Below are 18,662 nucleotides of genomic sequence, written 5' to 3' on the forward strand. Positions count from 1 at the left end.
TTTCCGTGCCCGGCCGGTTGTTGGCGGGCTGCGGCGACCGGTGCCTGCCTATGGGGTCACCAGGTGTGCGCGTAGCTGATCTTCAGCACCGTGCCGGCCGCTGGCAGGCGGCTGGTGTTGTTGTTGCTGCGCAGCAGCTGGCTGTAGAGCGGGAAGTACTGGCGGTTGAACAGGTTTTCCACGCCCAGGGACACACGGTTCTTGGGGTCGATCTTCCACTGGCTGATCAGGTCCACCGTGGTGTAGCCCCGTGTGTCATAGCGGCCGAAGCCGGTCTTGCCGTCCAGGCGGTAGTCCTTGGAGGCATAGGCGGTGGCCTGGAGGCGGTGGCTCCAGCGCGTGTCGGGCCGGTACTCCACATAGGCCGTGAGCTTGAGCGGAGGGATGCGAAAGCCCGTCATGTCCTGGTAGCCGCTGGCGGCCTGGGGCAGCTCGCGGCCCTTCATCCAGGTGAAGCTGCCGCCCACGCTCCAGTGGTCGTCGTCGCTGAAGTAGTCCAGGCCGCCTTCGATGCCATGGATCTTCTCGCGGGTGCGCAGCAGGGTCAGGCCATTGTTGAAGCTCTGCACGGCGCCCAGGTTGGAGCGCGACTGGAAGACGCTGAGGTTGGCCATCACGTTGGAGAACTTGCCGCGCCAGCCCATTTCATAGGTGTTGGTCTTGACCGCCTGCAGGTTGGAGTTGCCCAGGTTGAAGGCCGGCGTGGCATTGCGCACCACCACGCCGATGTCCGGCAGCTCGAAGCCCTGGCTGTACGAGGCATAGAGCTCCTGGCCGGGGACCGGCGTGAAGACCGTGCCCAGGTTGTAGGTCCAGGCGTTGTACCGGACGGTGCCGCCGTTCACGGGCTGGGGGCTGGGGGCGCGTGACTGCGACAGCGGCGTGAAGTCATTGAAGCTGGCCTGGGCGCGGTCGTAGCGCAGGCCGCCTTCCGCCGACCATTGCGCATTGAACCGGTGCTGCAGCTGGGCGAAGGCGCCGATGCTGCGCGTGGTGACGGGCGGCATGTAGATCAGCTGGCCCGTCTTGTGAAAGACCAGGCCGCCGCTGGCGTCATAGGCCCGGGGATCGAAGATGTCGATGGGCATGTCGGTGCGCTCCTGGTTGAAGTCAGCACCCCAGATCAGCAGGCTCTTCTTGCCGGCGCCCAGCGGCGTCTTCAGGGTCAGGCGCCCGCCAAAGACCTCGGAGTTCTGCATGGACTGGTCGACATTGGCGCCCCGCACCGGCACGGCGCGTGCGTCGAAGGGCGCAAAACGGGTGAAGAAGTCCCGGTAGTAGAGCTGGGCGGCCAGCGTGCTGCCTGCGATGTCCCGGTTCTCGTAGTCCAGGCCCAGCATGGTGTTCTTGATCTGGTTCTGGTCGGCCAGCACCAGGCCCTTGATGGGGCGGGCCGCCGCCGTTCCTGCCGGCAGCCGCGCCACCGACGGGTCGGAGGCGTAGTCCGTGTCCTGGGCCGCGTTGTAGTGGCTGGCGGTCAATTGCAGGCGCTGGTCGGCATCGAGCTTGAAGCCGATCTTGGCCGAGGCGTTGTAGATGTTGGAGTCGAACAGGTCGCCCTGGCTGGGCTCGGGTGCAATGCGGTCGCCCCTGGCGTCGAAGGCGCCGCCCATGTGCCTGGCGCCCAGGCTCACCGAATAGTCGACCACCTCGCCGCCGCCGGACAGGTAGTGCTGCACCTCGCCGCCCAGCCCCGCGCCGCGCAGGCGGGACAGCGGGGCCGAGCCGGTGACGATGGTCTCGGCCCGCGTCTCGCCCGAGGGCCGCTTGGTGCGGATGGAGACAATGCCGCCCGCCGCACCGCTGCCGTAGATGGCGCTGCTGCCGCGCAGCACCTCGATCTGCTCGATGTCGGCCGGGTTGATGTTGGCCAGGTTCCTGGACGAGTCGCGGTTGGTGTTCAGCGGAACGCCGTCCACCAGCACCAGCATGTTGCGGCCGCGCAGCGTCTGGCCGTAGTCGGTGATGGTGTGGCTGGAGTCCGCCATGCCGGGGACCACCTTGCTGAGCATGGTGGCCAGGCTGTCCGAGCCCTGGCGCAGCTGCTCCACCTCCTGGCCTTCCAGGATCGTGACTTGCCGCGAGGGCGCGACCAGGTTGTTCTGCGTGCGCGCGGTCACCGTGATGGCGGCAAGTTCCGTGGCCTGTGCCGCGGCTGGGGCTGAGGGTGAGGGTGAGGGCACGGCCGCTGCGGCAGACGGCGCCTGGCGTGCCGCCGCAGGCAGCTTCTCCAGCGCGTAGTTGCCCGCACCCACGCGGCGCGCTGTCCAGCCTGACGTGTTCAGCAGCTGCGCAAAGCCGTCTTCCACGGAGAACGTGCCGGACAGGCCGCGTGTCTCCATGCCGACGAGCTGCTGCAGGTCCATGCCCAGGTTCACGCCTGCCTGCGCGGCAAAGGCCATCAGCGCCGGGCCCAGCGGACCCGGCTGGATCTGGTAGCTCCTGGCAGCGGCGCTGGCGGCCGGCTCGGCCGCCTGGACTGGCAGCGCGTGCAGCAGCAGCGAGGTGCTGACGGCCAGGGCCGCCAAGGCGGTGGCGCGCAGGCTGGCGCGTGGTCCGGCGGTGGAAGAAGGGGAGTGCATGGTGTTCTGTCCTCTGGGCTGTCGATGAAAGTGGTCTTCGCAAGCCTTGACAGGCGAGAGCGAAAAACCGGACAGCCACGGCAGAAAAAAATCGGATCAGCGCCGCGCCACCGTCACCCAGTACCGGCTGCGCTCGTGCACGCGCACCGGCAGGGTCTGGGCCAGCAGGGCCAGGATGCGGTCGGTGTCATGCAGCTGGTAGGTGCCGGAGACGCGCAGGTCGGCGACATCGTCGTCGCACCGCACAAGGCCCTCGCGGTAGCGCGACAGCTCGGCCAGGAAGTCCTGCAGCCGCAGGTTCTCGGCATAGAGCACGCCCAGCGTCCAGGCCGAGTCCCGCGGCGCCACCGGGCGGGTGGCGCTGGCGCCTTGTCCATCGAATTGCAGTTGCTCGCCCGCATGCACCACCACGGCCGTGGCCGATGCTGCCGGCGTGACGCGCACCGCGCCCTCCAGCACGGCCAGCGTCGTGCCACGCTCCAGCTTGCGCACGATGAAGCGCGTGCCCAGGGCCTGCATCTGGCCGTCGTCTGTCTGCACCATGAAAGGCTGGGAGGCGTAGGGCGCCGCATGCGCGGTCTCGACCAGGATTTCCCCGGCATGCTGGCGGATGCGCCGCGCCGTGCCATCCATGCGCACGCTGATGGCCGAGGCCGTGTTCAGCTGCACGCGGCTGCCATCGGCCAGCGTGACCGCGCGGCGCTCGCCCCTGGCCGTGCGGTAGTCGGCCGTCCAGTCCTGCCAGGGCAGATGGCGCCAGGCCAGCCAGCCCAGCGCAGGCGTGGCCAGGGCCAGCACGGCCGAGCGCAGCAACTGGCGCCGTGCCGCCGAGGGGCGCGCGCGGTTGAGCGTGGCCATGCCGACGGCGGCGGGCACGGTGTTGAAGCGGCCCTTGAGCTGCTCGGCGCATTGCCAGATCTGTTCATGCCGGCTGCTCTGGCTGCGCCAGCGCGCCAGTTCGGCCTGCTCGGCCGCGCTGAAGTCCGAGGCGTGCCTGCGGGCCAGCCAGCGGGCGGCCTCGTCCAGGATGCGTGCGTCTGCGGCCTGCATGCTCAGCGCTCCAGCATCACCAGCAGGCATTGCCGAAAGCCCTGGGCCATGTAGCGCGTCACGGTGCGCACGCTCAGCTGCATCCGGTCGGCAATGTCCTCGTAGGACAGGCCTTCCAGCTGGGACATGAGAAAGGCCGTGCGCACCCTGGCGGGCAGGGCGTCCAGCAGCGCATCGAGCTCCTGCAGCGTCTCCAGCAGGATGGCCCGCGCCTCCACGGACGGCACGGTGGCCTGGGGCAGGAGGTGCAGGGAGGCCAGGTAGGCCTGCTCCAGCGAGCGGCGTTCGAGGTGATTGACCAGCAGCCGCCGGGCCACTGTCGTCAGATAGGCCCGAGGCTCCCGGATGTCCTCGATGGCCTGCGTCCTGGCGCTGACCCAGATGCGCGTGAACGTGTCCTGGGCCAGGTCGGCCGCATCGCAGCGGTTGCCCAGCCTGCGTTGCAGCCACGCGACCAGCCAAGGGTTGTGCTGCGCGTACATGCTGCCCAGAGCCTGGCTGGCGCCACTGTCGGTGGATGGATGCACGTGCCGGGCCTTTCCTCTTGTGCGTCAAGAAACTGCCGGCATTTTATCCAGTTGATATGAATTCTCATTTGCATTGGGATCGGTGCGATCCCGCGCACCGGATCAGCCCGCCGCCGCCAGCCCGTCGAAGGTCGTGCTGGTCACCCAGTCGATGATCTGCGCGTGCGTGTACTGGCCCGACTCCTTGAGCAGGGCCACCACCGGATCGCAGGCCCGCGCGAACAGCGTGTAGAGCACCAGTTCGGCCGGCAGCGTGGCCTGCATCTGGCCGCTGGTCTGGGCCTCGGTGATCCAGATGCTCAGGCGGTTGCTCAGCGCGATCAGCCGGTCCATGTAGTCGTCGTTGGATTGCAGCGAGGCGCTGAGGTTGGAGTTCTGCGCGGGCAGGGAGGGCATCTCGCCTTCCAGCTGGGTCTGCATGGCCCAGCGCGTCACGGCCTTGAGCTGGTCCAGCGGGAGCGTGGGCGTGCCGGCCTCGGCCGCCAGGCTGGCTTCGTCGCGCAGGCCGTCCACGAAGGCCAGGGCGCGGTCCAGCACGCCCACCATGGCGGCCCCTGCCAGTTCTTCCTTGGAGGTGAACAGCTTGTACAGGCTGGCCTTGGCCATGCCGGCCTCGGCCGCCACCTCGTCCACCGTCATGGCGTCGTAGCCCTTGGTGGCCAGCAGCCGGTTGACGGCCGCCACGATGGCCTGCTCGCGCACGCGCTGTATCTGTTCTTTGATGGAGGAGCGGCTTGTCATAGCCATATTTTAGACCCGACAGGTCATATCCGATACCAAATAGTGCAAAGTGGATACGTTTGGTATATAGTTTGAACTCATCAGTTCACAGTTTGATCTTCATGGTCTGACTGATCGATTCAACCAGGAAGGACGCTCCCATGCATCGCATTGCAGTCATCGGGTCGGGGATTGCGGGGCTGGCCGCAGCACGGCGGCTGGCCGGCGCGCCGGGCGGGCATGGCGTGACCCTGCTGGAGGCAGGCAGCCATTTCGGCGGCCATGCCAACACGGTCGATCTGGCGCTGGGCGGCGTGAGCCAGGGGGTGGACACGGGCTTTCTGGTGTTCAACCACCGCACCTATCCGCTGCTGACCCGTTTGTTCGAAGAGCTGCAGGTGCCCACGGCGGAGGCCGAGATGTCGTTTTCCGTGCAGGTGCCGCAGGCCGGCGGCCGGGCGGGCCTGGAGTGGAGCGGCAGTTCGCTGGGCGGTGTGTTCGCCCAGCGCAGCAATCTGCTGCGGCCCCGTTTCCTGAAGATGCTGGCCGAGATCCTGCGCTTCAACCGCCTGACCACGCGCATCGCCGAGGAAGGCGATGAAGCGCGGCTGCGCAGCTGCATCGAAGATTTCCTGGACGACCACGGCTTCGGGCCGGCCTTTCGCCAGGACTATCTGCTGCCCATGATGGGCTGCATCTGGTCCTGCCCCACCGACCAGATGCTGCGCTTTCCCGTGGCCACGCTGATCCGCTTTTGCCACAACCACGGCCTGATCCAGGTCACGGACCGGCCGCAGTGGCGCACCGTGCGCGGTGGTTCGCGCCAGTATGTGCGGCGCATGGTGGCCGCGCTGCAAAAGGACGGCCGCCACGAGGTCCGGCTGAACGCGCCCGTGCTGGGCCTACGCCGCGCCGCGCACGGCGTGCTGCTGCAGATGGCGCACGGCACGGAGCGGTTCGACGCCGTGGTGCTGGCCTGCCACAGCGACCAGGCCCTGCGCCTGCTGGGCTCCGATGCCACGCCGCTCGAGCGCAGCGTGCTGGGCGCCATCCGCTACCAGCCCAACCAGGCCGTGCTGCACACCGATGCCGGCGTGCTGCCGCGCCGCCCGGCGGCCTGGGCCGCCTGGAACTACGAACGCGCCGCCGATCCCGGAAAAGACCGGGCCGGCGTCTGCCTGCACTACCTGCTCAACCGCCTGCAGCCCCTGCCGTGGCAGCAGCCCGTGATGGTGTCGCTGAACCCGGTGCGCCCCATCGATGACAGCCAGGTCCACGCGCGCATCGAGTACAGCCACCCGGTGTTCGACCTGGCCGCCATCGAGGCCCAGGGCCGGGTGGATGCCCTGCAAGGCCAGCGCAGGACCTGGTTCTGCGGCGCATGGTGCGGCTACGGCTTCCACGAGGACGGCCTGCGCTCGGGCCTGGTCGCGGCCGACGGCCTGCTGCATGCCCTGCCGACCTTGCCCGTCCTGCCCGCCAGCGCGGCCTTCGAGGGGGTTGCATGACGGCCCGGCCGCTCATCGGCTTCGGCCATGTCTGGCACCGCCGCCTGCGGCCGGTGGAGCATGCCTTCCGCTACCCGGGCTATTTCCTCATGCTGCCCATGCGCAGCCTGCGCACGCAGCCGGACGCCGCGCTCAGGCGCAACCGCCGTGGCTGGCTGAGCTTCCATGACGGCGACCACGGCGAGGGCGGCTGCGACGCACTGGCCTGGTTCGAGCAGCTGCTGCACAGCGAAGGCATAGCCGACGCCGATGGCGAAGTCTGGCTGCACACCTTTCCGCGCGTGCTGGGCTACGTGTTCAAGCCCGTGAGCTTTTGGTATGCGCACCGCGCCGACGGGTCGCTGGCCGCCGTGCTGGCCGAGGTCAACAACACCTTTGGCGAGCGCCATGCCTATCTGCTGGCGGGGCCGGACCTGGCCTGGGGCAGGGAGCAGGTGGCGCGCAAGCAATTCCACGTCTCGCCGTTCTGCGAGGTGCGCGGCGAGTACCGCTTCCGCTTCGAACGCAGCGAAGACCGCACCCTGGCACGCGTGGACCTGCATGACGAGGACGGCCCGCTGCTGCAGACCAGCGTGGGCGGCGTGCTGCAGGCGCTGGATGCCGCCGCCGTGCGCCGCGCCTTCTTCGGCACCCCTTTGATGACGCTGGGCGTGGTCGCCCGCATCCACTGGCATGCGCTGCGCCTTTGGGCCAAGCGCGTGCCTTTCCATGGCAAACCCTCCGAGCCCAAGCGCTTCGTCACAAGATGAACACTACCGCCGCCCCCCTGCTGAGCCCCTCCGCGGCAGCGCCGCGCCGCACGCCTGCACGGGCGCGCCGGGTGCTGAACCTGCTCGAACGCCTGCCCCACGGGCAGCTGGACCTGGAGCAGCCCGATGGCCGCCTGCTGCACCTGCCCCGCCCGCCGTCGGGGGCTGCCGATGCGCATTGCGTGCTGCACGACTGGCAGGCGCTGGAGCGCACGCTCAAATCGGGCGACATCGGGCTGGCCGAAGGCTATATCGCCGGCGAGTGGGACAGCCCCGACCTGGCCGCCCTGCTGCGCCTGTGCATGGCCAACCGCGACCATGTGCAAAGCCTGGTGTACGGCAGCTGGTGGGGCCGGCTGGGCTACCGCCTGCGCCACCTGCTGCAGCGCAATACGCGGGCCGGCAGCGCCAGGAACATCCATGCCCACTACGACCTGGGCAACGATTTCTACCGCCTGTGGCTGGACCCCGGCATGAGCTACAGCGCCGCCTGGTTCCAGGGGCGCACGGGTGAATCGCTGCGCCACGCCGACCTGCAGGACGCCCAGCAGGCCAAGCTCAGGCGCACGCTGGACGAGGTGCGGCTGCAGCCCGGCCAGCGCCTGCTGGAGATCGGCTGCGGCTGGGGCGGGCTGGCCGAGGCGGCGGCGCAGGAGTTCGGCGCCCGGGTCACGGGCGTGACGCTGTCGCGCGAGCAACTGGCCTGGGGACAGCAGCGCATGCGGCAGGCCGGCCTGGCCGATGCCGTGGAGCTGCGCTACCAGGACTACCGCGACCTGCCGGCACGGCATGCGGGCGAGCCCTTCGATGCCATCGTCTCCATCGAGATGTTCGAGGCCGTGGGCCGCGAATACTGGCGCGGCTACTTCCAGACGCTGCGCGACTGCCTCAAGCCCGGGGGCCTGGCCTGCATACAGACCATCACGCTGCGCGAGGACCTGTTCGCGCGCTATCTGCGCTCCACCGACTTCATCCAGCAGTACATCTTCCCGGGCGGGCTGCTGCCCAGCATTCCTGCCTTCGAGCAGGAGGCACGGCGCGCCGGCCTGGTGGTGGAGCGCCGCATGGCCTTCGGCCGCGACTATGCGGAGACGCTGCGGCGCTGGCGCCAGGCCTTCGATCACCACCTCGACGCCGTGCGGGCCCAGGGCTTTGACGAACGCTTCGTGCGCATCTGGACCTTCTACCTCGCCTACTGCGAGGCGGCCTTCGACACCGGCAACACCGATGTCGTCCAGTTCACGCTGCGCAGGCCCCTGCCATGAAATCGCCACCACGTCACATGCCGCGCCGCCAGGCGCTGGCCTGGGGCGCCGCCTGCGCCCTTGTCCCTTCACTGATCGCCATGCCCAACGAACTCCACGCCAAGACTCCGACTGCCGACCTTCCGGCCGAACTGCGCAGCGCCCTGCCGGCCGCGCGCCTGGTGGGCACGGGCGTGCTGCGCTTTTTCGGCCTGCGCGTGTACGAGGCACGGCTGTGGGCCGCACCGGGCTTTGTGCCCGAAGACTACGCCCGCCACCCGTTCGCGCTGGAGCTGGTCTATGACCGCAAGCTCGAAGGCGCGGCCATCGCCGAGCGCTCCATCGCCGAAATGCGCAGGGTCGACGGCTTCACCGAGGAGCAGTCCCGCCAATGGCTGGCGCTGATGAAGCAGGCATTTCCCGATGTGGCGGCCCAGGACCGGCTGCTGGGCCTGAACGACGGCCAGGGCGAGGTGCGCTTCTTCCACAACGGCCGCCAGACTGCACAGCTGCGTGATGCCGACTATGCGCGCCTGTTCTTCGGCATCTGGCTCGCGCCCCAGACCTCGGCACCTGCCATGCGCAGCTCGCTGCTGGGCCAATCCTGAGCGCCCGGGACCACGCCATGGCCTCGCACCCTGCCGCCGCCCCCTTGCTGCCCTGGCGCACAGGGCTGGCCTATGGCGGCCTGGCCGCGCCGCTGGCGTTCGTGTCCCTGCCGCTGTATGTGAACCTGCCCTACCACTACGCCAGCGTGGCCGGTGCGCCGCTGGCGGGGCTGGGCGCGGTGCTGCTGGCCACGCGTGCCTTCGATGCCCTGGTGGACCCCGCCATCGGCCGCCAGGCCGACCGGCTGCTGCGCCGGGGCATGCGGCCAGCGTGGTGGGCGGCTGCACTGGCCAGCCTGCTGATGGTCCTGGGCTTCTGGGCGCTGTGGCATCCGCCGCGCGGTGCCCAGGCCGCCATGCTGGGCTGGCTGGCCTGCAGCCTGCTGGTGTGCACGCTGGCCTACAGCTTCGTCACCATCGTCCACCAGGCCTGGGGCACGCGCTGGGGCGGGCAGCCCGCCTGGCGGGCCCGCGTCACGGCCTGGCGCGAGGGCGCTACGCTGGGCGGTGTGCTGCTGGCCAGCGTGTTGCCGGCCTGGCTGGGCTTGGACGCCACCAGCGCCGTGCTGGCGCTGGGCCTGGCGCTGGGGCTGGTGGGGCTGTACCGGCTCAAGGCGCCGGTGACGCTGCCGCAGCAGGCCACGGCGGACACCTCTCGGATCTCACCATGGGCGGATGCCGGCTTTCGCCGGCTGCTGGCCGTCTTCATGGTCAACGGCGTGGCCGCGGCCATTCCGGCCACCTTGCTGCCCTTCTTCGTGGCCGATAGATTGCAGGTGCCCGGGATGCAGCCTCTGCTGCTGCTGTGCTTTTTTGGCGCGGCGGCCCTGGGCCTGCCGCTGTGGGTGAAGGCCGTCTCGCGCTGGGGCCTGGCGCCCAGCTGGCGCGCGGGCATGCTGGCCAGCGTGCTGGCCTTCGGCTTCACGCCCTGGCTGGGCACGGGTGACGGCCTGGCCTTCGCCGTGATCTGCCTGGCCAGCGGGCTGGCCCTGGGCGCGGATCTGGCCCTGCCGGGCGCACTGCTCACGGGCGTGATCCACGAGTCCGGCCAGGGCGGCCAGGGCGAGGGCCGCTACCTGGGGTGGTGGACCTGCGCCACCAAGCTCAACCTGGCCCTGGCCGCAGGGCTGGCCCTGCCCCTGCTGTCCGTTGCGGGCTACCGCAGCGGCAGCACCGATCCGGCCGGCCTGCAGGCCCTGGCCTGGGCCTATGGCGGGCTGCCCTGCCTGCTCAAACTGGCGGCGGCCGGGCTGCTCTGGCGCGCCGAGCGACTGCATTCTTCCTGGAGGCACACATGAGCCACATCACCCACTGCGCTTCGTTTTCACCACTGCGGCGCGCCTGCCTGGGGGCGGCATTGGCGCTGTCTCTGGCGGGCTGCGCCGGTCCTTCCGTGCAGGACTACGCCAAGGAGCAGCCGACGCTGGACCTGCGCCAGTACTTCAACGGGCCGCTGACGGCCCACGGCATGTTCACGGACCGCTCGGGCAAGGTGGTCAAGCGATTCACCGTGCGCATGACGGGCCGCTGGAATGGCGACGAGGGCACGCTCGATGAGCACTTCGTCTACAGCGACGGCAGCACGCAGCAGCGCATCTGGCATATCCGCCACCTGGGCGAGGGCCGCTACAGCGGCCGGGCCGACGACGTGGTGGGCGAGGCCCAGGGCCAGAGCGCGGGCAATGCCATCCGCTGGAGCTATGTGCTGGCCCTGCCCGTGGACGGAAGGGTCTGGAACGTCAGCATGGACGACTGGATGTACCTGATGGACGGGCGCACCCTGCTCAACCGCACGGCCATGAGCAAGCTCGGCCTGCACCTGGGCGACGTGACGCTGGCCATCATCAAGGAGTGATGGCCATGCCACTGTTATCCCGCCGGCTGAACCCGCCGCTGCGCGACTGGAAGGGCCGCTCGGCATGGCTTCTGGGCGCCTCCTCGGGCATAGGGCGCGCCACGGCCGAAGCGCTGCACGGCCAGGGCGCGCGCGTGATTGTCTCTGCGCGGCATGGCGGTGCGCTGCAGGATTTCGTGCGCGGCCGCGAAGGCTGCCTGGCCCTGCCGCTGGACGTGACCGATGCCCAGGCCGTGGCACAGGCAGCCCGTGCCGTGCGGGCCCATGTGGGCAGGGCGCCCGACCTGGTGGTGTACTGTGCCGGCCACTACCGGCCCCAGCGCGCCACCGAGTTCGACCTGGCCGAGATGCAGCGCCACCTGGCCGTGAACTATGGCGGCGCGCTGCACCTGCTCGATGCGGTGCTGCCCATGCTGCTGGAGGCCGGCCAGGGGCATCTGGCCCTGGTCGGCTCGGTGGCAGGCTATCGCGGGCTGCCCATGTCCCTGGCCTACGGTCCTACCAAGGCGGCGCTCAACAACCTGGCAGAAAACCTCTACCTGGACCTGCACGGCCCGGGCCTGGGCGTGTCCATCATCAACCCCGGCTTTGTCGATACGCCGCTGACGGCGCAAAACAGCTTCAGCATGCCGGCCCTGATCGGTGCCGACGAGGCCGCCCGGCACATGCTGCAGGGCTGGGCACAGGGGCGCTTCGAGATGAATTTTCCGCGCCGCTTCACACGCTGGGTGCGGCTGCTGCGCTGCCTGCCCGATGCCTGGTATTTCTCGGCGGTTCGCCGCATCACAGGAGCCTGAAACCGATGAGCACTGCCCTCGGCGATCCCCGACTGGACCGGCTGGCCCAGGCCTATGAGGCGCTGCGCCGCGACAACCTGCCGGCGCTGCTGGCCCTCTATGCGGAACAGGCCCGGTTCAAGGACCCGTTCAACGATGTGCGCGGCCACGCAGCGATACAGCGCGTGTTCGCCCACATGTTCGAGCAACTGGACCGGCCCCGCTTCGCCGTCAGCCAGGGCGCGGTGCAGGGGGACAGCGGCTTTTTGCTGTGGGAGCTGGGCTTTGTCAGGGCATCGGGCCAGCCCATGCACATCTGCGGCACCAGCTACCTGGAGTTCGATGCGCAGGGACTGGTGGCAGTGCACCGCGACTTCTGGGACCCGGTGGAGGAAATCTTCGCCAAGGTGCCCGTGCTGGGCGCCGTGGCCAGGGCGCTGCAGAACAAGCTCAGGGCTCCGCAGTAAGCAGCCTGGCCAATTGCGCCAGGGCGCCGTCCAGGTCGTCCAGGCCTGGGGCGCCCAGGCAGATGCGCAGCCCGCTGGCATGGTCGTGCGGCTCCACCATCAGCGAGCCCGGATCGGTCAGCGTCACGCCCAGCGCCGCTGCGGCCGACACCAGGCGGTCGGCGGCCTCGCGCTCCATGGGCAGCCAGGCGTTGTAGGCCTCGGGGTGCAGCACCAGGCGGCTGTCGCCCAGGTGTGGGGCAAGGTGCGATGCGGCCAGCCGCACGCGCCGCTGTGCCTCATGGCGCAGGTCGGCCTGCAGGGAGGCGACCACGCCCTGGGACAGCCATTCATCGACCACGGCGCATGACAGGGCCGAAGGCGCCATGGACAGCTCCTGCAGCGTCGCCAGCGCGGCGCCGCACAGCGCTGGCGGCAGCACCAGCGTGCCCACCTGCAGCCCCGGGCCCAGCGACTTGGACAGCCCGTTCACATGCAGGGTGATCTCGGGCGCCAGGGTCGCCAGGTGCGCAAGGCGCGCGTGATCGGGCAAGCAGGCGGCGTACACGCCGTCTTCGATGATCCAGGCGCCTGCGTTCCGGCAGATATCCACGATCGCCCGCCTGCGCTCCGCGCCCATGGTGGCCGTGGTCGGGTTGTGCAGCGTGGGGGTGAGGTAGAGCACCTTGCCTTCGGCGGCGGGAATGCCGTCCAGCGCCTCGGCCAGCGCCTGCGGCAGCAGGCCCTGCGCGTCCATGGCCAGGCCCTGCAGGGCGCAGCCCTTGCGCCGGGCCAGGGCAATGGCACCGGGGTAGGTGATGCGCTCGGTCAGCAGCCGGCCCCGGGGCTGGCAGACCAGGTCCAGGGCCAGGGACAGCGCCTGGCGCGCGCTGCTGGTCAGCACCATGTGGTCGGGTTCCACGTTCAGGCCCAGCGTCTGCAGCCAGCGCGCGAGCACGCGGCGATGCTCCAGGTGGCCCTGGGGCGGGGCATAGAAGTTGAAATGATCGGTATCGATGCTGCGCGCAATCCCGGTCAGCGTACGAGCCAGGACGCGCGCACTGATGGCGGCCGGCGGCGCGTTGGAAGACAGGTCGATGTCCTCGCCAGCCTGCGCCTGCTGTGACGCCACGAAGGTGCCCCGGCCCCTGACGCTGCGTGTCAGCCCCCGGCGCTCCAGCAGCGCATAGGCCCTGGTCACCGAGCCCAGGCCGATCTGCAGCCTGTCGGCCAGGTCCCTGTGGGCGGGGAGGCGGTCGCCGCCGGCCAGCCGGCCTTCGACGATGTCGTCGGCCAGGGCGCGCGCCAGCCGCTCGGCGGCACTGGCTTCAATGCGCGCAAGACGGGGCGTCCAGGGGGAGGGCAGGAGCATGGTCGGGGCAAGGAAAAAATGAGTGTGCCGTGACACTATTTCATTTGTCGATAGTGTAACGTTCACTCCATGTTCAGCCACATCACCGTCGGCGCCCGTGATCTCGAGCGGGCCGGCCGCTTCTATGACGCGGTGCTTTTCCCGCTGGGACTGCAGCGCCGCGCCGTCCAGCCCGATGGCGGGCCGGCCGCGCTGTGCTGGGTGGCGCCGCCGGCGGCCTTGCCGCGCTTTTATGTCTACAGCCCCTTCAACGGCGAGCCGGCCACGGCGGGCAATGGCGCCATGGTGGCCTTTGTGGCCCCGTCGCCCGACGCGGTGGACGCGGCCCATGCCGCCGGCCTGGCGCGTGGCGGCAGCGACGAAGGCCCGCCCGGCCCGCGACCTCATTACGGCGATGGCTACTACGGTGCCTACCTGCGCGATCCCGACGGCAACAAGGTCCATGTGGTGCATCGCGCCGATGTGCGGCCGTAGCGCAGATCGGGACCGCCGTCCGTTTCCCCTTCTTTTCCTTCCCATGCAACAAGGACTGTCTTCATGAGCATTGCCGTTCATATGGTCGACGTTTTCGCCAGCGGCCCGCTGTCCGGCAATCCGCTGGCCGTGATCACCGGTGGGCAGGCGCTGACCACCGCACAGATGCAGCAGCTGACACGCTGGTTCAACCTCTCCGAAACCGCGTTCCTGCTTCCGCCCACGCAGGCGCAGGCCGACTACCGCGTGAGGATTTTCACGCTGGACCGGGAGATGCCTTTTGCCGGCCATCCCACGCTGGGCAGCTGCCATGCCTGGCTGTCCCAGCGCGGTGCGCCCAGGAACGCAGGCCACATCGTCCAGGAGTGCGGGGCGGGCCTGGTGCAGATACGGCAGGAGCATGGGCGGCTGGCATTCGCCGCGCCGCCCATGCTGCGCTTTGGCGCGCCCACCGCCGACGAGCTGGATGCCGCGCTGCGCATGCTGGGCATCACCGCCGAAGAGGTGCAGGCCGCCTCGTGGATAGACAACGGCCCCGGCTGGCTGGGCATCCGCCTGGCCTCGGCCGAGCAGGTGCTGGCGCTGAACCCGGCCCGGCAGTGGCCCACGCGCATGGACGTGGGCGTGGTGGGGCCCTATGCCAGGGGTGTCGGCGGTGCCAGCCCTGCCGCCTGCGAGGTGCGCGCCTTCTTCTCCGATCACCAGGGCGCCATCGTCGAAGACCCCGTCACCGGCAGCCTCAACGCCTCGCTGGCGCAGTGGCTGTTTGCGACGGGGGTGATGGACAGCGACTACGTTGCCGCCCAGGGCCGCTGCCTGGGCCGTGACGGCCGCATCTTCCTGACCCGTGACGGCACGGGCCAGGTCTGGGTGGGCGGCACGGCGCGCACCCATGTCGAAGGCGCACTGAGCGGCCTTTGATCCACACCGAAGGAACCCACGAATGACAGCGATCCAGGAGAGCCTGCGCGCTCCCGTCTCATCGGCCAGGGCCAACCTGAAAATGCTGGTGCGCTACAAGGCCTGGGCCAACGGCCTGACCTTCAAGAGCGTGATGGAGCTGCCCGAAGGCGAGGCCTTGAAGCAGCGCCCCACGAGCTTCGGCAACATGGTGCGCACGCTGAACCACGTCCTTGTGGTGGAGGACATCTTCAGGCACCACCTGCAGGGCCGCAAACATGGCTACACCATGCGCAACACCGACCACACGCCCACGCTGCAGGCGCTGTGGGAATCCGTGCAGGCAATGGACCGCTGGTATGTGGAGTTCGTCGACGCATGCCCGGACGAGGAACTGGCGAAGGTCGTGCACTTCGAGTTCGTGGGCGGCGGGCAGGGTGCCATGACGCGCGAGCAGATCGTGCTGCACGTGGTGAACCACGGCAGCTACCACCGTGGCTTTGTCAGCGACATGATGTACCAGGTGCCCTTCGTGCCGCCGGCCAACGACCTGCCGGTGTTCCTCAGGGACTGCTACCGCGTGGACGAGCCGGCCTGCGGTTGAGGCAGGGCCAGGGCCTGCTGCGCCAGGGCGCCCTGGAGCACGGGCAGCTCAGGCGGCGCGTCGCCGGGCAGGGCCCATCCCTGGCGCAGCGCACCGGCAAAGCCGTCGGCCACGCGCGAGTAGGCGCGGCCGCTGGTCATCACCCGGGGCCGGGCCGACCAGGCGATGCGGGCGCCGCCGGCCGCCAGGCGGTCCACCAGGTCCTGGTCCTCGCCGCAGGTGCGTGCGTCGAACCCGCCGGCCTGGCGGTAGTGCCAGGCTGAGATGCCCAGGTTGGCACCATGCACGTGGCGGTGGCCGTCGCGGTCCGTGTAGGTGGTCTCGAAGTGCCGCCGCGCCGTGTCCGCCTGGACGCCGTGGGCCGACCAGTCGGCCACCTGCACCGTGCCGCAGACCACGTCGGACTGAAGCGCCAGCTGGTCGGCCAGCCAGCTCGGCGAGACGGTGGTGTCGGCGTCCGTGAAGGCCAGCCAGCGGGCGCCCAGCAGCAGCAGGTACTCCGACCCCAGGGCCCGCGCCTTGCCCACGTTGCGCGCGGCAATGGACAACGGGATGGCGGGCCAGCGGCGCACGGCCGATTCGGTGGCGTCCTGGCAGCTGTCCAGCACCACCACGACGGCCACGGTCTCGCCTTGCAGGTCGGCATGGGCGGCCGCGCAAAACACGCTGTCCAGGCAGCGGCCTATGAGGTCTTCCTCGTCATGGGCTGGGATGCACACGCCGATCATCTGTCCGTCCTTTCAGGGGTTTTCTGCCAGATGTCCAGCTGGAAATCCGGTTCGCTGTGGCTCAGCAGCAAGTGCAGCTGCGCATGGGCCGACACGCTGTCATGCAGGGCGCGGGTGCTCTGCAGGTGATCGTGCGCCCCATGCCGCCAGTGGCACATGAGCCAGTGGCCGCCGCCCTGCAGCGAGGCCAGGCACTGGCGGTTGAAATGCGCCAGGGCCGCGTCGTCGAAGTAGTAGGCAAGCTCCGAGACCACGATGAGATCGAAGCCTTGCTGGGGCACCTGTGGCCATTGCCAGGGCAGGGGCAGGGCCTGCAGGTCCAGGCGGGCGCGGTCCTGCGGCGCAATCCGCTGCCGGCACAGATCCACGGCCCTGTCCGAGAAGTCGACGGCGCACAGCCGGTCGCAGCGCTGCAGCAGGCGCTGCGTGGCCTCGCCATTGCCGCAGCCGGGCTCGAAGCCGTGGGCATAGCGCTCGCGCGGCAGGGCGGCCAGCAGCAGGTCGCGCTTGCGCCGCTCGTACCAGCGCGATGCGACCTGCCAGGGGTCGGGGTCGGCCTGGTACATCCGCTCGAAGTGCTGCCGGGCGCCGTTCATAGAAACACCACTTCAAACGGACGCAGCAGGCGCTGCGTGGCCCAGGACGGCAGGATGGCGTCGCGGCCCGTGGACGGGTCGGGCAGCAGCTGGCTGCGAAAGCACGACAGGGCCTGGCGCTTGAGCGCCAGCTCCTGCGGCGCCAGCGCAATGGCGGCGGCGCGGTGCCAGGGCACGCGCGCGTCGCCGGGCTCGGCCCAGTGCCAGGCCCAGATCGGCAGCTCGAAGAGCCGGCAGCCCGCGTGCAGGGCTGCCGTGGCGCAGGCCTGGCCCGTGGCCTCGTGGTCCGGGTGACCGTCTTCGCGCCAGGTGCACAGCAGCGCATCCGAGGGCTGCAGCAACGGCTCCAGCCGCTGCAGCAACTGCGCTGCATGCTCGGCGATACGGCCGTCGGGCAGGCCCAGCCGCAGCACCTGCGCCTGCGGCGCAAGCAGGGCCAGGGCCTGGGTGCTCTCCTGCACGCGCTCGCGCACCAGCCGCTGCGGCGGCCACAGCGTCGAGTCGGGGTGGCTGGCTCCGCCATCGGTCACGGAGACGATGAGGCAGGGCATGCCCCGCTCGGCACAGCGGCGCAGCAGGCCGGCGCAGCCCAGGATCTCGTCATCGGGGTGCGGCGCGACGATGACAGCGCGGCGCCGGCCGTCCAGCAGGTCGTCCATGGATACCTGCGCTGGCCGGCGCTGCGCAAACCAGGCCTGCCAGCGCGATTCCGGCGTGCCCCGGCCCTCAATGAGGCGCGGCTTCACAGCATCCATGCCGCGCCTCCCGGTGCCTGCGAGACCTGTGCCTTGTCGGCCAGCAGGCGGCCCAGCGCGGCCTGGTCACGCTCGGCATGGCTTTGGCGGATGAAGACGGGCAGGTCGGCCATCAGCTGCGCCAGGCCCCTGTTCTTGCACAGCGGGCCCGGTCCGATGGCGCGCGGCACGCGCCGCAGCACCTCTTCGGCGGCGGCTTCCACGGCCAGGCGGGCGCGGCTCACGGCCAGCAGGCAGGGGTCCGAGGGCGTGGCATCGATGCGGGCCGCAGCGTCGCGCAGCAGGCCGGCCGCGCCGGCCAGGGCCACATCCAGCGCGCCCAGGTGGGCCTGGCGGTGCGGGTCCTCGCCTTGACCGACGGCCTGCTGCAGATGGCTGGAGATGCGCGCTGCCGCGCCATGCCAGCAGGCAGCAACGCCCGCGCCGCCATGGTGAAAGCCGGGGCGGCTCAGGTACTGGCCCGGGGCCCCGACCAGCACGCCGGTGGCGCCGTCGAAGTGCACATCGGCGCTGGCGCTGGCGGCCATGCCCACGGCCTGCCAGTGGCTGTCGTCCCTGCGGATGCCGGGCTGGTCCATGGTGACGGCGATCAGGCAGCGCCGGCCGTCGGCCAGCCAGCCGCTGACCAGGGCACGGTCCACCGCGCGCGCGCCCGAACACCAGGGCTTGTGGCCGGACAGCTGCACGGCCATGCCGGCATGTGCCGCAGCATGGGGGGCCGTGGACGTGGCCTGCACGCGCTCGCCCGGCGGCTCGGCGCACCAGACGGCCCAGCGCAGTCCTTCGGTGGCCAGGTCGGCCTGCAGTTCGGACAGGATGGCCAGGGCATCGGTATGGCCTTCATAGAGCTTGGCCAGGCTCAGGCTGTGGGCGGCCACCTCGGCCAGTGCGCGCCAGCGCAGCAGCGTGTGGCCATGGCCCGGCAGCGGCAGGCGGTCGGCGCCCTGCGCCACCAGCAGGGCCAACTGGTCCGCTGGCGACAGGTCCGTGTGGCCGCGCAAGGCCTGCGCCAGCGTGTCGCTGCATGTCCACGCATGGGCGTGCTCGTTGTCGTGCTGGGCCATCGCCGCTTGCCTTCCTTTTGTGTGTCGTGCGCAGCCCGGGAAATGGGGGTGGGGCCGGGCGATGCCATGGTGCCGGGAGGATGAACGCGGCGCCGCAGGAGCAG

Annotated in this window: 20 protein-coding genes; 11 read left to right on the forward strand and 9 right to left on the reverse strand. The window is 70.1% G+C overall.

The features are described from left to right. Positions 1-56: 56 nt before the first annotated feature. From G4D77_RS20385 to G4D77_RS20400, 4 genes are all read right to left on the reverse strand, one after another. A complete protein-coding gene (locus tag G4D77_RS20385) occupies positions 57-2,582 on the reverse strand; it encodes a TonB-dependent receptor (RefSeq protein ID WP_154833417.1) in 2,526 nt (841 codons plus the stop codon). A 96-nt stretch (positions 2,583-2,678) separates the two neighbouring features. Continuing rightward, on the reverse strand, positions 2,679-3,632 hold the full coding sequence (locus tag G4D77_RS20390; protein WP_061288791.1) for a FecR domain-containing protein: 954 nt from the start codon (positions 3,630-3,632) through the stop codon (positions 2,679-2,681). A gap of 2 nt (positions 3,633-3,634) precedes the next feature. Continuing rightward, the gene (locus G4D77_RS20395) at positions 3,635-4,114 is read right to left on the reverse strand and encodes a sigma-70 family RNA polymerase sigma factor (RefSeq protein ID WP_070081029.1); all 480 of its coding nucleotides are present in this window, start codon (positions 4,112-4,114) and stop codon (positions 3,635-3,637) included. A gap of 147 nt (positions 4,115-4,261) precedes the next feature. Continuing rightward, a complete protein-coding gene (locus G4D77_RS20400) occupies positions 4,262-4,900 on the reverse strand; it encodes a TetR/AcrR family transcriptional regulator (protein ID WP_193726191.1) in 639 nt (212 codons plus the stop codon). 140 nt (positions 4,901-5,040) lie between these two features. Here G4D77_RS20400 and G4D77_RS20405 point away from each other — a divergent pair, with 140 nt between their 5' ends. Genes G4D77_RS20405 through G4D77_RS20440 form a run of 8 tightly spaced genes read left to right on the forward strand, consistent with a single transcriptional unit; the run spans position 5,041 to position 12,086 of the window. Beyond that, a complete protein-coding gene (locus G4D77_RS20405; protein ID WP_017407120.1) occupies positions 5,041-6,387 on the forward strand; it encodes an NAD(P)/FAD-dependent oxidoreductase in 1,347 nt (448 codons plus the stop codon). Further along, positions 6,384-7,136 carry a DUF1365 domain-containing protein gene (locus G4D77_RS20410; RefSeq protein WP_154833419.1) on the forward strand — a complete coding sequence of 251 codons (753 nt, stop codon included), beginning with the start codon at positions 6,384-6,386 and terminating at the stop codon, positions 7,134-7,136. Before G4D77_RS20405 ends, G4D77_RS20410 begins: the two co-directional genes overlap by 4 nt. Continuing rightward, positions 7,133-8,401, forward strand: coding sequence for an SAM-dependent methyltransferase (locus G4D77_RS20415; protein WP_154833421.1), 1,269 nt, complete (start codon positions 7,133-7,135; stop codon positions 8,399-8,401). The genes G4D77_RS20410 and G4D77_RS20415 overlap by 4 nt, the downstream gene beginning before the upstream one ends. A 17-nt stretch (positions 8,402-8,418) precedes the next feature. Continuing rightward, a complete protein-coding gene (locus tag G4D77_RS20420) occupies positions 8,419-8,988 on the forward strand; it encodes a chalcone isomerase family protein (protein ID WP_016448427.1) in 570 nt (189 codons plus the stop codon). A gap of 17 nt (positions 8,989-9,005) precedes the next feature. Further along, entirely contained in the window at positions 9,006-10,286 is a 1,281-nt protein-coding gene (locus G4D77_RS20425; protein ID WP_016448426.1) for an MFS transporter, read from the forward strand. Continuing rightward, positions 10,283-10,843 (forward strand): DUF3833 domain-containing protein, encoded by a 561-nt coding sequence (locus G4D77_RS20430; RefSeq protein ID WP_016448425.1) that lies wholly within the window; start codon positions 10,283-10,285, stop codon positions 10,841-10,843. Before G4D77_RS20425 ends, G4D77_RS20430 begins: the two co-directional genes overlap by 4 nt. 5 nt (positions 10,844-10,848) lie before the next feature. After that, on the forward strand, positions 10,849-11,640 hold the full coding sequence (locus G4D77_RS20435) for an SDR family NAD(P)-dependent oxidoreductase (RefSeq protein ID WP_016448424.1): 792 nt from the start codon (positions 10,849-10,851) through the stop codon (positions 11,638-11,640). 5 nt (positions 11,641-11,645) lie between these two features. Beyond that, positions 11,646-12,086 carry a nuclear transport factor 2 family protein gene (locus G4D77_RS20440; RefSeq protein ID WP_016448423.1) on the forward strand — a complete coding sequence of 147 codons (441 nt, stop codon included), beginning with the start codon at positions 11,646-11,648 and terminating at the stop codon, positions 12,084-12,086. Here the strand turns inward: G4D77_RS20440 and G4D77_RS20445 are convergent. Further along, complete coding sequence (locus G4D77_RS20445; protein ID WP_154833423.1) at positions 12,070-13,437, reverse strand: aminotransferase-like domain-containing protein; 1,368 nt, start codon at positions 13,435-13,437, stop codon at positions 12,070-12,072. The two genes, G4D77_RS20440 and G4D77_RS20445, sit on opposite strands and share 17 nt — an antisense overlap. Positions 13,438-13,506: 69 nt before the next feature. Between G4D77_RS20445 and G4D77_RS20450 the strand changes: the two genes are divergently transcribed. From G4D77_RS20450 to G4D77_RS20460, 3 genes are all read left to right on the forward strand, one after another. Further along, positions 13,507-13,911, forward strand: coding sequence for a VOC family protein (locus G4D77_RS20450; RefSeq protein WP_012207674.1), 405 nt, complete (start codon positions 13,507-13,509; stop codon positions 13,909-13,911). Between the two features lie 63 nt (positions 13,912-13,974). Beyond that, positions 13,975-14,832 carry a PhzF family phenazine biosynthesis protein gene (locus G4D77_RS20455; protein ID WP_034363277.1) on the forward strand — a complete coding sequence of 286 codons (858 nt, stop codon included), beginning with the start codon at positions 13,975-13,977 and terminating at the stop codon, positions 14,830-14,832. A 22-nt stretch (positions 14,833-14,854) separates the two neighbouring features. After that, entirely contained in the window at positions 14,855-15,415 is a 561-nt protein-coding gene (locus tag G4D77_RS20460; protein WP_017407113.1) for a DinB family protein, read from the forward strand. On the opposite strand, the gene G4D77_RS20465 is transcribed toward G4D77_RS20460, so the two are convergent. Genes G4D77_RS20465 through G4D77_RS20480 form a run of 4 tightly spaced genes read right to left on the reverse strand, consistent with a single transcriptional unit; the run spans position 15,385 to position 18,558 of the window. Beyond that, on the reverse strand, positions 15,385-16,143 hold the full coding sequence (locus G4D77_RS20465; protein ID WP_154833425.1) for a glycosyltransferase family 2 protein: 759 nt from the start codon (positions 16,141-16,143) through the stop codon (positions 15,385-15,387). The genes G4D77_RS20460 and G4D77_RS20465 overlap by 31 nt on opposite strands. Further along, entirely contained in the window at positions 16,140-16,739 is a 600-nt protein-coding gene (locus tag G4D77_RS20470) for a methyltransferase domain-containing protein (protein WP_154833427.1), read from the reverse strand. Before G4D77_RS20470 ends, G4D77_RS20465 begins: the two co-directional genes overlap by 4 nt. After that, a complete protein-coding gene (locus G4D77_RS20475) occupies positions 16,736-17,494 on the reverse strand; it encodes a PIG-L deacetylase family protein (RefSeq protein ID WP_154833429.1) in 759 nt (252 codons plus the stop codon). Before G4D77_RS20475 ends, G4D77_RS20470 begins: the two co-directional genes overlap by 4 nt. Further along, complete coding sequence (locus tag G4D77_RS20480; protein WP_154833431.1) at positions 17,482-18,558, reverse strand: acyl-CoA dehydrogenase family protein; 1,077 nt, start codon at positions 18,556-18,558, stop codon at positions 17,482-17,484. Before G4D77_RS20480 ends, G4D77_RS20475 begins: the two co-directional genes overlap by 13 nt. Positions 18,559-18,662: the final 104 nt, after the last annotated feature.

The organism is Delftia sp. WY8, from assembly GCF_018437695.1.
GTDB lineage: Bacteria > Pseudomonadota > Gammaproteobacteria > Burkholderiales > Burkholderiaceae_C > Comamonas > Comamonas tsuruhatensis.